This window comes from Mycobacterium sp. WMMD1722 (genome assembly GCF_049315205.1).
Classification (GTDB): Bacteria; Actinomycetota; Actinomycetes; order Mycobacteriales; family Mycobacteriaceae; genus Mycobacterium.
On the sequence record NZ_CP186056.1, the window covers coordinates 2972657 to 2985356 of the forward strand.

14 protein-coding genes are annotated in these 12700 nt (G+C 70.9%); 8 read left to right on the forward strand and 6 right to left on the reverse strand.

The genetic code is table 11. From position 1 onward, the window contains the following. Window position 1: 1 nt before the first annotated feature. Genes ACN27E_RS14275 through ACN27E_RS14285 form a run of 3 tightly spaced genes read right to left on the reverse strand, consistent with a single transcriptional unit; the run spans window position 2 to window position 3223 of the window. Window positions 2-580 carry a YbjN domain-containing protein gene (locus ACN27E_RS14275; protein ID WP_422742333.1) on the reverse strand — a complete coding sequence of 193 codons (579 nt, stop codon included), beginning with the start codon at window positions 578-580 and terminating at the stop codon, window positions 2-4. Further along, window positions 577-1896 carry a D-inositol-3-phosphate glycosyltransferase gene (gene mshA / locus ACN27E_RS14280; protein WP_422742336.1) on the reverse strand — a complete coding sequence of 440 codons (1320 nt, stop codon included), beginning with the start codon at window positions 1894-1896 and terminating at the stop codon, window positions 577-579. Before mshA ends, ACN27E_RS14275 begins: the two co-directional genes overlap by 4 nt. Window positions 1897-1930: 34 nt before the next feature. Beyond that, a complete protein-coding gene (locus tag ACN27E_RS14285) occupies window positions 1931-3223 on the reverse strand; it encodes an ROK family protein (RefSeq protein WP_422749873.1) in 1293 nt (430 codons plus the stop codon). A gap of 212 nt (window positions 3224-3435) precedes the next feature. Here ACN27E_RS14285 and ACN27E_RS14290 point away from each other — a divergent pair, with 212 nt between their 5' ends. Next, window positions 3436-4206 carry an SDR family oxidoreductase gene (locus tag ACN27E_RS14290; protein ID WP_422742339.1) on the forward strand — a complete coding sequence of 257 codons (771 nt, stop codon included), beginning with the start codon at window positions 3436-3438 and terminating at the stop codon, window positions 4204-4206. Between the two features lie 88 nt (window positions 4207-4294). Beyond that, window positions 4295-4543, forward strand: a complete 249-nt coding sequence (locus ACN27E_RS14295) for a hypothetical protein (protein WP_422742341.1) — start codon at window positions 4295-4297, stop codon at window positions 4541-4543. Window positions 4544-4549: 6 nt separating this feature from the next. Here the strand turns inward: ACN27E_RS14295 and ACN27E_RS14300 are convergent, their stop codons facing one another. Both ACN27E_RS14300 and ACN27E_RS14305 read right to left on the reverse strand, forming a co-directional pair. Continuing rightward, window positions 4550-5851 carry a L,D-transpeptidase gene (locus ACN27E_RS14300; protein WP_422742344.1) on the reverse strand — a complete coding sequence of 434 codons (1302 nt, stop codon included), beginning with the start codon at window positions 5849-5851 and terminating at the stop codon, window positions 4550-4552. Between the two features lie 91 nt (window positions 5852-5942). Continuing rightward, entirely contained in the window at window positions 5943-6470 is a 528-nt protein-coding gene (locus ACN27E_RS14305; protein WP_422742347.1) for an ATP-binding protein, read from the reverse strand. A gap of 21 nt (window positions 6471-6491) precedes the next feature. Between ACN27E_RS14305 and ACN27E_RS14310 the strand changes: the two genes are divergently transcribed. Beyond that, on the forward strand, window positions 6492-7946 hold the full coding sequence (locus tag ACN27E_RS14310; protein WP_422742350.1) for a PP2C family protein-serine/threonine phosphatase: 1455 nt from the start codon (window positions 6492-6494) through the stop codon (window positions 7944-7946). Here the strand turns inward: ACN27E_RS14310 and ACN27E_RS14315 are convergent. Next, window positions 7943-8980 carry a UDP-N-acetylmuramate dehydrogenase gene (locus ACN27E_RS14315; protein WP_422749875.1) on the reverse strand — a complete coding sequence of 346 codons (1038 nt, stop codon included), beginning with the start codon at window positions 8978-8980 and terminating at the stop codon, window positions 7943-7945. The two genes, ACN27E_RS14310 and ACN27E_RS14315, sit on opposite strands and share 4 nt — an antisense overlap. A gap of 155 nt (window positions 8981-9135) precedes the next feature. On the opposite strand from ACN27E_RS14315, the gene ACN27E_RS14320 reads away from it, so the two are divergent. Genes ACN27E_RS14320 through ACN27E_RS14340 form a run of 5 tightly spaced genes read left to right on the forward strand, consistent with a single transcriptional unit; the run spans window position 9136 to window position 12676 of the window. Beyond that, complete coding sequence (locus ACN27E_RS14320) at window positions 9136-9657, forward strand: DUF2505 domain-containing protein (RefSeq protein WP_422742352.1); 522 nt, start codon at window positions 9136-9138, stop codon at window positions 9655-9657. Next, window positions 9654-10172, forward strand: coding sequence for a DUF2505 domain-containing protein (locus ACN27E_RS14325; protein ID WP_422742353.1), 519 nt, complete (start codon window positions 9654-9656; stop codon window positions 10170-10172). Before ACN27E_RS14320 ends, ACN27E_RS14325 begins: the two co-directional genes overlap by 4 nt. 54 nt (window positions 10173-10226) lie before the next feature. Next, window positions 10227-11012 carry a class I SAM-dependent methyltransferase gene (locus ACN27E_RS14330; protein WP_422742355.1) on the forward strand — a complete coding sequence of 262 codons (786 nt, stop codon included), beginning with the start codon at window positions 10227-10229 and terminating at the stop codon, window positions 11010-11012. Between the two features lie 2 nt (window positions 11013-11014). Next, window positions 11015-11818: a carbon-nitrogen hydrolase family protein gene (locus tag ACN27E_RS14335; RefSeq protein WP_422742357.1), complete on the forward strand. Its 804-nt coding sequence runs from the start codon at window positions 11015-11017 to the stop codon at window positions 11816-11818. 15 nt (window positions 11819-11833) lie between these two features. Next, window positions 11834-12676 carry a DUF2993 domain-containing protein gene (locus ACN27E_RS14340; RefSeq protein WP_422742358.1) on the forward strand — a complete coding sequence of 281 codons (843 nt, stop codon included), beginning with the start codon at window positions 11834-11836 and terminating at the stop codon, window positions 12674-12676. Window positions 12677-12700 lie beyond the last annotated feature (24 nt).

Below are 12700 nucleotides of genomic sequence, written 5' to 3' on the forward strand. Positions count from 1 at the left end.
CTCACGGCGCCGTCGGGCCGGCCGAGCCGTTGCGGGAGCCGTCGGTCCCGTCCTCGTCGATGAGGTGACGGAAGGCCCGCAGGTTCTTCAGCGACTCACCCCGCGACACCCGCCACTCCCACTCCTTCCGGATGGAGGTGCGGAACCCGAGTTCGAGCAGGGTGTTGAAATCGGCGTCGACGGCTTCGAGCACCTGCCCCAGCACCCGGTCGACCTCGTCGCCGGTCACCGAGTGCAGCGCCATCCGGCCCACCAGATAGATGTCGCCGACGTTGTCGAGGGTGTAGGCCACCCCGTAGAGCCGTCGGTTGCGCTTCAACAGGAACCGGTACACGCCTTCGTGGTTCTCGTCGGGCTGGCGGCACACGAACGCCTCGACCCGCACCGAATGCTCACCGATCGACAGGATCGTGTTGGTCTTGAGGCGACGCTCCCCCGGCAGCGCGACCACGATTCCCGGCAGTCCGCCGTGGGTGCCCTCGTGGAATGCGTACTCGAGGTCGTGTTCGGCCAGGGTGTCGATGATCGTCTGCTGCACCCGCCGGTCGGAGCGGCCTGCCACGTCATCCTGATCGCTCATGCCCGCACCCCGCGCCGCCTGGTGAACCGCCGGGCGGTGCGACGGGCCGGCGCCTGGTCCTGGCGCGGGTGCCGGTCTCGGTAGTCGGTGATCGCCCGTCCGTAGCCCGCCAGCAGTGCGTCGACGGTGTTCGCCCAGGAGAACGTGGCGGCGTGCTCGACGGCGGCCCGGTGCAGGCGCGCCGGACCGCTGCGCAGCAGGGCGTCGATGGCGTGCGCCCAGTCGTCGGCGTCGTGGCCGTCGACCAGGGTGCCGGTGACGCCGTCGCGCACCGCCACCGGCAGGCCGCCGACCGCGGCCGCCACCACCGGGGTGCCGCAGGCCTGGGCCTCCACCGCGACCAGCCCGAAGGATTCCGAGTAGCTGGGCACGGCCACCATGTCGGCGGCCCGGTAGACGTTCACCAGTTGCTCGCGCGACTGGGGAGGCAGGAAGGTGACCCGGTCGCTGATGCCCAGCTCGGCCGCCAGGGCGATGAGCGTGTCGGGCGCGGTCAGCCCGCTGCCGGAGGGACCGCCCGCGACCAGCACCCGGACCTCGGGGAGTTTCGCCGCCGCCCGCAGCAGGATGTCCGGAGCCTTCAGGGGCTGGATGCGGCCCACGAACGCCACGACGGGCTCCCCGGCCGGGAGTCCGAGCGCGGTGCGGGCCGCGCGCCGGTCGCCGGGGGTGAAGGTGTCGAGGTCGACGCCCGGGTGCACGACGTCGATCCGGGACCGGTCGGCGTGGTGGAGGTCGACCAGCTGCTGGGCCTCGAGTTCGGTGTTAACGATCAACCGGTCGGCCTCGTCGACGACCTGCTGCTCACCGACCGCGCGCAGCGGCGGTTCGGGGGCGTCACCGACGGCGAGTGCGGCGTTCTTCACCGCGGCCAGCGTATGGGCGGTGTGCACCAGCGGTACGGCCCAGCGGTCGCGGGCCAGCCACCCCACCTGGCCGGACAACCAGTAGTGGGAGTGGACGATGTCGTAGTAGCCGGGCTCGTGGGTGGCCTCGGCGCGCAGCACCCCGGCGGTGAAGGCGCACAGCTGGGTCGGCAGGTCGTATTTGTCCAGTCCCTCGAAGGGTCCGGCGACGACGTTACGGACCAGCACACCCGGCGCCACCCGCACCACCGGGGCATCGGCCGAGGACGTCGCGCGGGTGAAGATCTCCACCTCGACACCGCGGCGAGCCATGTGCAACGCGGTCTGCAGCACATAGACATTCATTCCGCCGGCGTCGCCGGTACCCGGCTGGGCGAGCGGTGAGGTGTGCACCGACAACACGGCTACGCGCTGGGGCGGCCGACCGGGCGGATCCGTTGCAGGGCGCACACCGTCATGTCTACACCCCGGTCGGGCTGGCCGATCAGGCCGACGCCTCGGGGCGGCGGGGTTGCGTGCGGCGCATCGCCGCGATCGGGTCGGCGAACAGACCGCTGAGCGACACCACCCCGGCGCCGGCCTCCTGCACGCGGTTGCCGAACGTGGTGAGCCGGACACCGCGAGCGGGCAGCACCGACCGGGCGGTGAATGCGGTCTCCACCTCGGACATCGCCTCGGGGTATTCGGTGAACGCCTGCCCACCGAGTACGAGATCGTCGGGGTTGAGCATGTCGCGCAGCAGGGCGACGGCCTCCCCGAGCACCCGGGCCCGTTCGGTGAGCAGCGCGCGGGCCGGCCCGTTGCCCCGGCGGGCCGCGCGCAGCACCGCGGTCAGGGTCGACGCCGGGCCGTCGGGGGCGACGATGCGCTGTCTTCGCGCCGCGGACAGCACCGCCTCATCGCTCACCGTCGACTCCAATTGTCCTGTGCCGCCCAGTAATTCCGACTGGGCCGGGAGTGCGGCGATGGTGCCCGGCCCACTGACCGGCGAGTGCACCCGCCCGCCGATCGACAGTGCGAAGCCGACGGTCTCACGGGCGTACACGTAGAGACTGGTGGCCGCGGGATTCGCCAGGCCGGCCGGCGCGGCCCCCGGCGGGCGCCGCGCGCCCAGGAGCAATTCGGCACCGGCCATCGCGTCCACGTGCGACGCCACCGACACCGGTAGGCCCAGCGCGTCGGCCAGGACCGGCCCGACCGGGGCCTGCGACCAGCCCAGCCGCGGGTGGTCCAGATATCCGCCGGCACTGTCGACCACTCCGCCGGCCGCGACCCCCACCCACAGCGGGCGGCGCCGATGCCAGCGGCGCAGATACCGGGCGGCACTGGCCGACAACGCGGCCAGCGCCGCGTTCTGCGGACCGCGCGGTGTCGGGGTCTCGACCACGTCGAGGGTGTGGCCGAGCAGATCGGTGGCGACGATGCTGGTGGTCTTGGCGCCGATGTGGACACCGAGCGTCAGGAACGGCTCGTGGTTGATCTCGACCGGCACCCGGGGCCGGCCGATGGCGCCGGCGACCGCGAGGTCGGCGCGTTCACGCAGCATTCCGGCGTCGAGCAGGGCGCTGACCTGACGGTTGACGGTGGCGACGCTCAGCCCGCTGATTCGGGCGATGGCGTCCCGGGCGATCGGCCCGCGCAGCCGGGCCGCGGCGAACACCGAGGCGGCGGCGGCGGCGGCGACCCCGAGCGATGGAGCCACCACCCGGATAGTCGCTGGGGTGCGGCGCGCAACGGCCGGAGCGGGCGCCGGCGGACGGGGCGGGGAAACGAGGATGGTACGCACGAGGGGTCCTGTCGACGTGTCGGGTGGTCTGGCCTGATCTGCTCGGCGGCCACACCTGCGACTCGACGGGACCGGACGGATCCCTGGGCTCGGTCAGGCGCGGCGACGTGCGCGACGACAACAGCGACAACAGCGCTGCGCGTCGAGGGCCTGACCGTTCCGGAACACGAGTCGAACCTAGCACGGCAACTACTGTTGGGCAGATGACGACTCCACAGGCCGATCCGCGCATCGCGGTGGTGACCGGCGCCAGCTCCGGGATCGGCGAAGCCACGGCCAGAACCCTTGCCGCTCAGGGTTTTCATGTGGTCTGCGCGGCCCGCCGTCAGGACCGGGTGGAGGCGGTGGCCGCGGAGCTCGGCGGCACCGCCGTGGTGGCCGACGTCACCTCGGCCGACGATGTCGCCGCGCTCGCCGACACCGTCGAGCGGTTGCCCGGGGTGCTGTCGGTGTTGGTGAACAACGCCGGGGGCGCGCGCGGGCTGGCCCCGGTCGTCGACGCCGACATCGACCAGTGGCGCTGGATGTGGGAGGCCAACGTGCTCGGCACGCTGCGTGTGACGCGGGCGCTGCTACCCCAGCTGATCGCCTCGGGTGACGGACTGATCGTGACGGTGACCTCGATTGCGGCGGTGGAGATCTACGACAACGGAGGCGGCTACACCTCGGCCAAACACGCCCAGGGGGTGCTGCACCGCACGTTGCGCAGCGAACTCCTCGGCCGGCCGGTGCGGCTCACCGAGGTGGCGCCCGGCATGGTGAAGACCGATTTCTCGCTGAACCGCTTCGACGGCGACGCCGAACGTGCCGATGCGGTGTACCGCGGGGTGACGCCGCTGGTAGCCGAGGACATCGCCGAGGTCATCGGGTTCGTCGCCGGGCGGCCGTCGCACGTCGACCTGGACCTGATCGTGGTGCGCCCGCGTGACCAGGTCAGCGGTGCCAGCGGCTCCCGCTTCCACCGCGAGGGCTGAGGCTCGCCACCCGAAGTTGGCGTGAATCGGTGGACCCCCGGGCTATGGTCCACACGACACGTCAACCGATGGAACAGGGCGGGATGAGATGAAGACGACAATCGGGGCGGTTGCTCTGGCGTTCGCGGGTTTGATGGGCGCGGCGGGAACGGCCAATGCGACCGACTACCTGGAGACCGACACCGACGGAACCCCGTGGTTCTGGGCCAGCGAGGCCGAATGCCAGGCCGACGCGCCCATCGTCTGGAACGACCCGAACTTCGACCGGGCGTTCCCGTACTGGTTCTGCGGCCCGGGTGACGGCGGCTGGTACCTGTTCAGCACCGACGGTCTGTAAGCCGGGTCAGCCGCCGGGCCGGCCATTGGCCGGTTGGGGGGCGTCCGACGGCGTCGCCGGTGCCGTGCTGGGCATCCCCGCCGGTGACGCCTGGTCGCTCAGGGCCGACATCGACTTCCACTCGTCCCACGGGATCGCCCAGTCCCAGATGTCGCCGTCGGCGTAGGACAGGTCGATGCGGGTGCCCGTCACCTCGACCGGATCCCCGTACATCGCGGTGTTGAAATACTGTTCGGCGTCGGTCAGCGACAGGTTGATGCACCCGTTGGTGACGTTGCTGTTGCCCTGCGCTCCCGAGCTGGCCGGGTTGGCGTGGATGAACTCGCCGTTGTTGGAGATCCGCACCGCGAAACGCTCCCGCACGTTGGCGTAGCCGGCGGCCGGATTGGTCATGTAGAAGTCCTCGTACTTCTCGGTGACCACGTGGACGCCGCTGCGGGTGACGTTGCGGTCCAGGTCGCCCTCGCCGTAGCTGCACGGGAAATCCATGATCACCGCACCGGCTTCGTCGAGCACCTGGATGCGGTGGCTCGACGCCTCGGCCTTGACGATCTGCCTGCGGCCGATGGTGAAGTCCAGCGACGAATCGGCCGCACCGTAGGCGTCTTCCCCGAATTTCACGCCGTAGAGCTTGGCGTCGACGCGCACGCTGGTGCCCGGTGCGTAGTACTCCTTGGTGCGCCAGTGCACGCGGGAACCGCCGGCCTCGTCGGGCAGCCAGGCCCAACTGCCCTCCGTCGACGGATTCGTGGTCACCGACAGCGCCCGTTCGACCGTGGCGCGGTCGGACTCGTCGATGGCGGCGTCGAATTGCAGGATCACCGGCGCGGCGATTCCCACGGTCTGCCCGTCGGAGAGTTGGAACTGCCCGTTGACCGTGGTCGACGGATCGACCGTACGGAACTCGCCCGTCACCGGCACGGCCTTACCGTCCTGGCCCACCGCCGAACCCGACCAGGTGTAGGTCGCGCCGTATCCGAGCGGCTCGGAGGTCGTGAAGACGGTCCGGTCGCGGTTCAGCGATCCCGCGACGACCTTTCCGCTCGAGTTCGTCAGGGCGATGCGCTGGAACCAGCCGTCACTGACCTTGGCCTTGACCGGCGAGGTCGGCGCGATGTCGGTGGCCGAGGCGGCGGGTTCGAAACTCAGCGCGGCCGTCGCGGGGGCGGCCGAGGTCTGCAGCGCTCCCCCGTTGCCGGTGGACACCTTGCTGCACGCTGCCAGGGCGCCGGGCGCGACGAGGCCGACCGCCAGCGCGGTCAGGGCACGCCGTCGATTGAAGGACGGCATGGGGTCGGCGGCACTCACGTTCATCAAAGATACCCAGACCGCGCGCCGCGCAACGCCATCGCCGGTGTGAGTTGGCTCCCGCACGTCTCCGAACAGGCCCGGGCACCCACTACGGGGGCGTCCCGGGGCGCGCACTGTCGGTGTGCGCCGCCCGGGCCAGGGGGCACTGTTCGAAGTGCAGGCAGACGGTGGTTCCGCCGTCGGTCCCGTGCACGGTGCAGTCGTCACTGAGGGCCTGCATCAGCCGAATTCCCCGTCCGCGCCCGGCGACGGCCGGCCCGTCGCCGGGATCCACCCAACTGCCCTCATCGGTAACGCATACCCGGACCAGCGCGTTGCGGTGGTCGCAGGTGGCTTCCACGGTCATGGTTCCCGGGCTGCCGGCGTGGCGGTAGGCGTGGTCGGCGCAGTTGGCGAGCGCCTCGTAGGTGGCCAGGGTGATGTCCGCGGTGCGCACTTCGTCGATCTGCACGGCCCGACCGAGCCACGTTCGCACCCCCTCGGTCATGGCGGCCACGGCCTGGGGTTCGGCGCGGGAGACCGTGCTGAAATCGCCGGCGCTACGCGGGTGCGGGGTATGGCAACCATCGGACATCGACGCCTGGTACCCCGAACCGGCGAAGTTCAGCCCTCCCACGATCGTGGGTATGGACTATCCGTGAGCGACGACACCGGGTCCGGCGACGACTTCGAAGCGGCGCGGCTGGCTGCGGTGCAGCGTTACCGCGCGGCCGTGGGCCCGTTCAACCCGGTTTTCGACCGGATGACCGAGGTCATCGCGCAGTTCTTCGATGCCCCGTACGCGACGGTGTCGCTGGTCGACGAGTCGCAGATCTGGTACGTCGCCGCCCACGGCCTGACCGGGCTTTCCGAGGTCGACCGCTTCGAGGGCCTGTGTGCGTCGGCGATCGGCGACGACGCGCCGTACGTGGTCAGCGACACCCGCGGCGACGTCCGTACCGCGGATCTGCGTTTCGTCCGCGAGTACGGCATCGGCTTCTACGCCTGCGTGCCGCTCAAAGCGGTCAACGGGCACCGGGTCGGCGCGTTGTCGGTGATGGACACCAGGGCGCGTGTGGAGCCGAGCCCGGAGCAGCTCGCCGTGCTGGTCAATCTCGCCGTCGTCGTGGTCGAGCAGTTGGAGCTGCGGCTATCCGCTTTCGAGGCGTTGAAGGCCGAGCGCACGCTGCGTGGCGTCGCCGAGGCCGACCGTGACGGCGCACGTCAGGATCGCGACACGGCGGTGCGGGATCGCGACAGCGTGGCGCTGGCCCGGGATCAGGTGGAATCGGACCGGGACGAGGCGCGCCGCGACCGCGACGAGGCGCGCCGCGACCGCGACGAGGCGCGCCTGGACCGCGACACCGCCGAACGCGAACGTGACGACATCGGCGAATACGCCACCGCCCTGCAACAGATCGTGCTGCCCCCCGTGCTCCCGCGGGTGGAGGGTCTGACCCTGGCGGCCCACCACCGGCCGGCGTCGCCACGACACGTCGGGGGTGACTTCTACGACGTGTTTCCCCTCGGCGCGGACCGCTGGGGGCTGTTCATCGGCGACGTCCAGGGCCACGGCGTCGAGGCCGCCACCCTCACCTCGCTGATCCGCTACACCCTGCGTTCGGCGACGCTGCACTATCCCGATCCGCGGCGGGCGCTGGCCGAACTGAACCGGGTCATGCTCAGCGAGCTGGCGCCGCGACGCTTCTGCAGCGTGCTGCTGGTGACGCTGCAACCCCGCCCGGGCGGCGGCTTCGATGTCGCACTCAGCACCGGTGGCCACACCCCCGCGCTGCTGCTCGATCCGGACATCCCGACCGCGACGCCGGTGCGGTCCCGCATCGGCATGTTGGTCGGCGCGACGCCGAACGCCACCTTCGACACCTATCGAACCGAATTGCGGCCCGGTCAGACGCTGCTGCTCTACACCGACGGCCTCGTCGAGGCGCGTCGCGGAACCTCACCGTTCGACCAGGAGTCGCTGCAGGAGTTCGCCGCGGCCCGGGCCGGGCTCGGCGCCGCGGCACTGGTCGACGACCTCGCCACCCTGATCCCGAAGCTGAACCCCGCCGACGACGTGGCCGTCCTGGCACTCACCGCCGACCTGCTTTAGAGAGCACACCCGATCAGGACCGGTTCGGGGACCAGTTCGATCCCGAACCGGTCGCGCACTCCGTCGCGGACCCGCCTGGCGACGGCGATGACGTCCGCGGAGCTCGCCCCGCCCCGGTTGGTCAACGCCAGGGCGTGTTTGGTCGACAGTCGCACCGGCGCGTCGGCGCCCGGAAAGCCCTTCCGGAAACCCGCCTGCTCCACCAGCCATCCGGCGGCCAGCTTGACTCCGTCCGGCGCGGGATAACCGGGCACCGGATCGGCGAACGACGTTTGCAGCCGCCCGAAGGTCTGCTCGGACACCACGGGATTGGTGAAGAACGACCCCACGCTCCAGGTGTCGTGGTCGGCGTCGTCGAGCACCATGCCCTTCCCGGACCGCAACGACAGAACCGCCTCGCGAACCCGGGACGGATCGGCGCGGGAGCCCGGTTCGACACCGAGGGTGCGCGCCAATTCGCCGTAGCGCAGCGGCGCGCTGCGGCCCTCGGTGTCGAGTGCGAACTCCACCTCCAGCACCACCGCGTGCGCGGAGTGTTTCAGGACGCTGGTGCGGTAGCCGAAACCCAGGTGCTGCGGGCCGACCCATTCGTCGGTTCCGCTGCGCCGGTCGAACAATCGGACGCGGCGGATCGTGTCGGCCACCTCGGCCCCGTAGGCGCCGACGTTCTGCACCGGCGTGGCACCCGCCGAACCCGGGATGCCGGACAGACATTCGAGGCCACCGAGGCCGTGTGCCTGAGCGGTGACCACGACGTCGTCCCAGGTGGCGCCGGCCTCGGCCCGCACGATGCCGTCGTGCACCGTGATCTCGGTGTTGAGCACGCGGATCACGGTCAGGCCGGTGAGACCGTCGCCGAGCACCACATTCGAACCGCCGCCGAGGATGAGGGCGTCGCGGGTGGCCGGGGCCCGCAGGGCAGCGATGAGCTGTTCGGTGCTGGCGGCCGTGACGAGGGTGTCGGCCACCGGGCCGACGCGCAGGGTGGTCAGCGGCGCCAACGCGACATCCGCCTCGACGGTCGCGCCCGCCAGCTCCTGCCCGCCGGTAAGTCTCCCCCGGTCGCTTCGCTCCTGCCCGCCGGTAAGTCTCCCCCGGTCGCTTCGCTCCTGCCCGCCGGTATCTCTCCCCCGGTCGCTTCGCTCCTGCCCGCCGGTACCCACGGCCCGTAACGGTAGCCTGGCCAGCTATGCCGCGTTCCTTCGACTTGGCCGCCGAATACGACGGCACCGTCGAACAGGTCCACAGCGCCTTCCGCAACCAGGCCTACTGGCTGGCCAGACTCGCCGACTCCGGTGCCGACGACGCGACGCTGGACGCCATGACCGTCGGCGACGACGGCAGCATCGACGTGACGACCACCCAGGTGCTGCGCTCCGACCGGCTGCCCGCGGTCGTCACCCAGTTCCACCGCGGCGATCTGGCCATCCAGCGCGAGGAGGTCTGGAGCGGCATCGGCGGTGCGGACGGGAGCGACGGCGGCCGGGCCACCGCCACGGTGAACGGCTCGATCCACGGCGCACCGGTATCGCTGACCGGATCGGCGGTGCTCGCACCGCGGCCGGACGGCGGTTCCCGGTTGCAGCTCAAGGTGACCGTGGAGGTTCGGGTTCCGCTGGTGGGCGGCAAGATCGAGAACTTCATCGGCAGCGGCCTGGTCGAGCTGATGATCGCCGAACAGCGCTTCACCACGATGTGGATCAATTCGTGAGCCGGCGGAGGGAGCACACGCTCGGCTTCGACGCCCCGGCCGACGAGATCCACGCCCGGTTCGTTTCCGAGGAGTACTGGCGGGCGCTCACGGAGTTCTACCGCGATCTCAACCCCCGTACCGAACTCGTGCACTTCGCGGCGGACGAAGCCGGCGGAGCCGATGTCGCGCTGCGCCAGGTGCTGCCGCGCGAAGACCTGCCGCCCGTCGCCCGCCAGGCGATGCCCGTCGATCTGGTGATCACCCGGCGTCAGCGCTTCGACCCGTTCGATCGCGAAACCCGTAGGGCTACCGGCTCGTTCGAGGCTGTCATGCCGCGAGCGCCCGGACGCCTGGGCGGCGACTACGACGTGGCCGATACACCCGCCGGATGCCGCGTCCGGATCCGCAGCACCTGCAAAGTCTCGATCCCGTTGATCGGCGGCACCCTCGAAGACCTCATTCTGACCAACATGGCGCAGATGTTCGACGCCGAGCGCGACTTCACCGCAGCCTGGCTGGCCGGCCGCCGCTGAACCCGGCCGCGTCGGTGCCCGCCGCGCCGGCTCGGCGGACCTACACTGCCGAGCATGGGTGCTCCGGTCGGACAACCCACCCGCGGCACCACCGGCCACAACCGGCTGCGCCGCAGCGATCGCTGGTTGGTGCATTCGCGCCGCGTGCGCTCGGCGCTACAGGCCGCCGCCGATCCGCTGGTGGTGGACCTCGGCTACGGTGCGCTGCCGGTCACCACCCTCGAACTCGCGGCCCGGCTGCGCCTGGTGCGCGCCGACGTGCGCGTCGTCGGCCTGGAGATCCACCCCGAACGCGTCGCCACCGCGCGCGCCGCGGCCACCGACGTGCAGTTCGCGCTCGGCGGGTTCGAACTCGCCGGGCTGCGTCCGGTGTTGGTGCGGGCGTTCAACGTGCTGCGCCAGTATCCGCCCGAGGCGGTGGCCGACGCCTGGCGCACGATGCAGGCGCGGCTGGCGCCGGGCGGACTGATCGTCGACGGCACGTGTGACGAACTGGGCCGGCGCTGCGCATGGGTGCTGCTCGACCGGGCCGGACCGCTCAGCCTGACCCTCGCCTGCGATCCGTTCGCCATCGACCGCCCTTCCGATCTGGCCGAGCGGCTGCCCAAAGTCCTGATCCACCACAACGTCGCGGGCCAACCCGTCCACGGGTTACTCGCCGCGGCGGATCGAGCCTGGGCCACCGCTGCCGGGCACGGTGTGTTCGGGCCGCGCATCCGCTGGCGGGCCATGCTCGACCTGCTGAGCGCACAGGGATATCCGGTCGACCCACCGCGCCGCCGGATGCGCGACGGAGTGCTCACCATCCCGTGGAGTTGTGTCGCGCCCGTAGTCTCGTAGCCATGCGGATAGCCCTCGCGCAGATCATCAGCGGCACCGATCCGGCCCGCAACCTGCAGACCGTCGACGACGCCGTCCGCCGCGCAGCCGGTGCGGGCGCCCGGCTGGCGCTGTTCCCGGAAGCAACGATGTGCCGCTTCGGCGTGGCGCTGGATCGCGTCGCCGAACCGCTCGACGGACCGTGGGCCGACGGCGTGCGTTCGATCGCCGAGCGCCACGGCCTCACCGTGGTCGCCGGGATGTTCACCCCCAGCGACGACGGGCGGGTCACCAACACGTTGTTGGCCACCGGCGGCGGTGTGGACGCCCACTATCACAAGATCCACCTCTACGATGCGTTCGGATTCCGCGAATCCCGAACCGTCGCACCAGGTTCGGCGCCGACGCTGATCGACGTCGACGGTGTCGCCGTAGGGCTGACGACGTGCTATGACATCCGTTTTCCCGAGCTCTACGTCGAACTCGCCCGCCGCGGCGCCCAGCTGATCACCGTGCACGCCTCGTGGGGCGCCGGCCCCGGCAAGCTCGAACAGTGGACGCTGCTCGCCCGCGCCCGGGCCTTGGACACCACCGGTTATGTCGCCGCGGTCGACCAGGCCTACCCCGGTGCGGAGATCGCGAGCTCGGCCCCCACCGGGATCGGCGGCAGCCTGGTCACCTCGGCCACCGGGGACATCGTGATCAGAGCCGAGGCCGAACCGGATCTGCTCGTCGCCGACCTGGATTTCGAGGCGTCCCGCGCCGTCCGCGACACCGTCGCGGTGCTCGACAACCGCTCGGCCGCCGCCGTGTCGGGTGAGCGGTAAGGCAGAATCGCCGGGATGACCGATCCCTGGGCCCGCCCGGCCAACCAGCCGCCAGTCCCGCCCCAGCCGTACCCCCCGGACGCACCGCCGCCGCCCCCGGATCGGGGCTTCCTCGGCAAGGTCCGGAACATGTTCAGCGATCCGCTGTCGATCGTGCTGGCCGTGGTCATCGTGGTGGCTCTCATCGCGGCGGGGCTGCTCGGCGGCGAACTCTATGCCCGCAGCCGCGCCGACGACGTGGTGTCTCGCGTGGTCTCGTGCGTGGTCCAGGACGACGCCTCGGCGTCGTTCGGGGCGCTGCCGCCCTTCCTGTTGCAACACCTGACGGGGCACTACACGAACATCAACATCGAGACGGCCGGAAATCAGATCCGCGACGCCAAGGGGATGAAGGTCACGATCGACATCAAGGATGTCCGCATCGAGGACACCGCGGACTCCAGCGGCACGGTCGGCTCGCTCGCGGCGAACATCGACTGGTCGGCCGACGGCATCAAGCAGACCGTGCAGGACGCCATCCCGCTGTTCGGCAGCTTCCTGTCCGGGGTGGCCACCAATCCGTCCGACGGCACCATCGAGCTCAAGGGCCCGCTGGGCAGTATCACCGCCAAACCGCAGGTCAGCAACGGTGGCATCGCCCTGCAGGTCACCAACCTGACCGGGCTGGGCTTCACGCTGCCGCGCGAGGCCGTGCAGCCGGCGCTGGACGCCTTCACCGCCGAACTGACGCAGAACTATCCGATGGACATCAAGGCCGAGCGCGTCGCAGTCACCGACAGCGGTGTCGATGCCCTGTTCTCGACGCAGAACGCGAAGATGCCCAAGGGTGGCGAGGACCCCTGCTTCAACGGTCTCTGAGCCGGTCTCTGAGCCGGTCTCTGA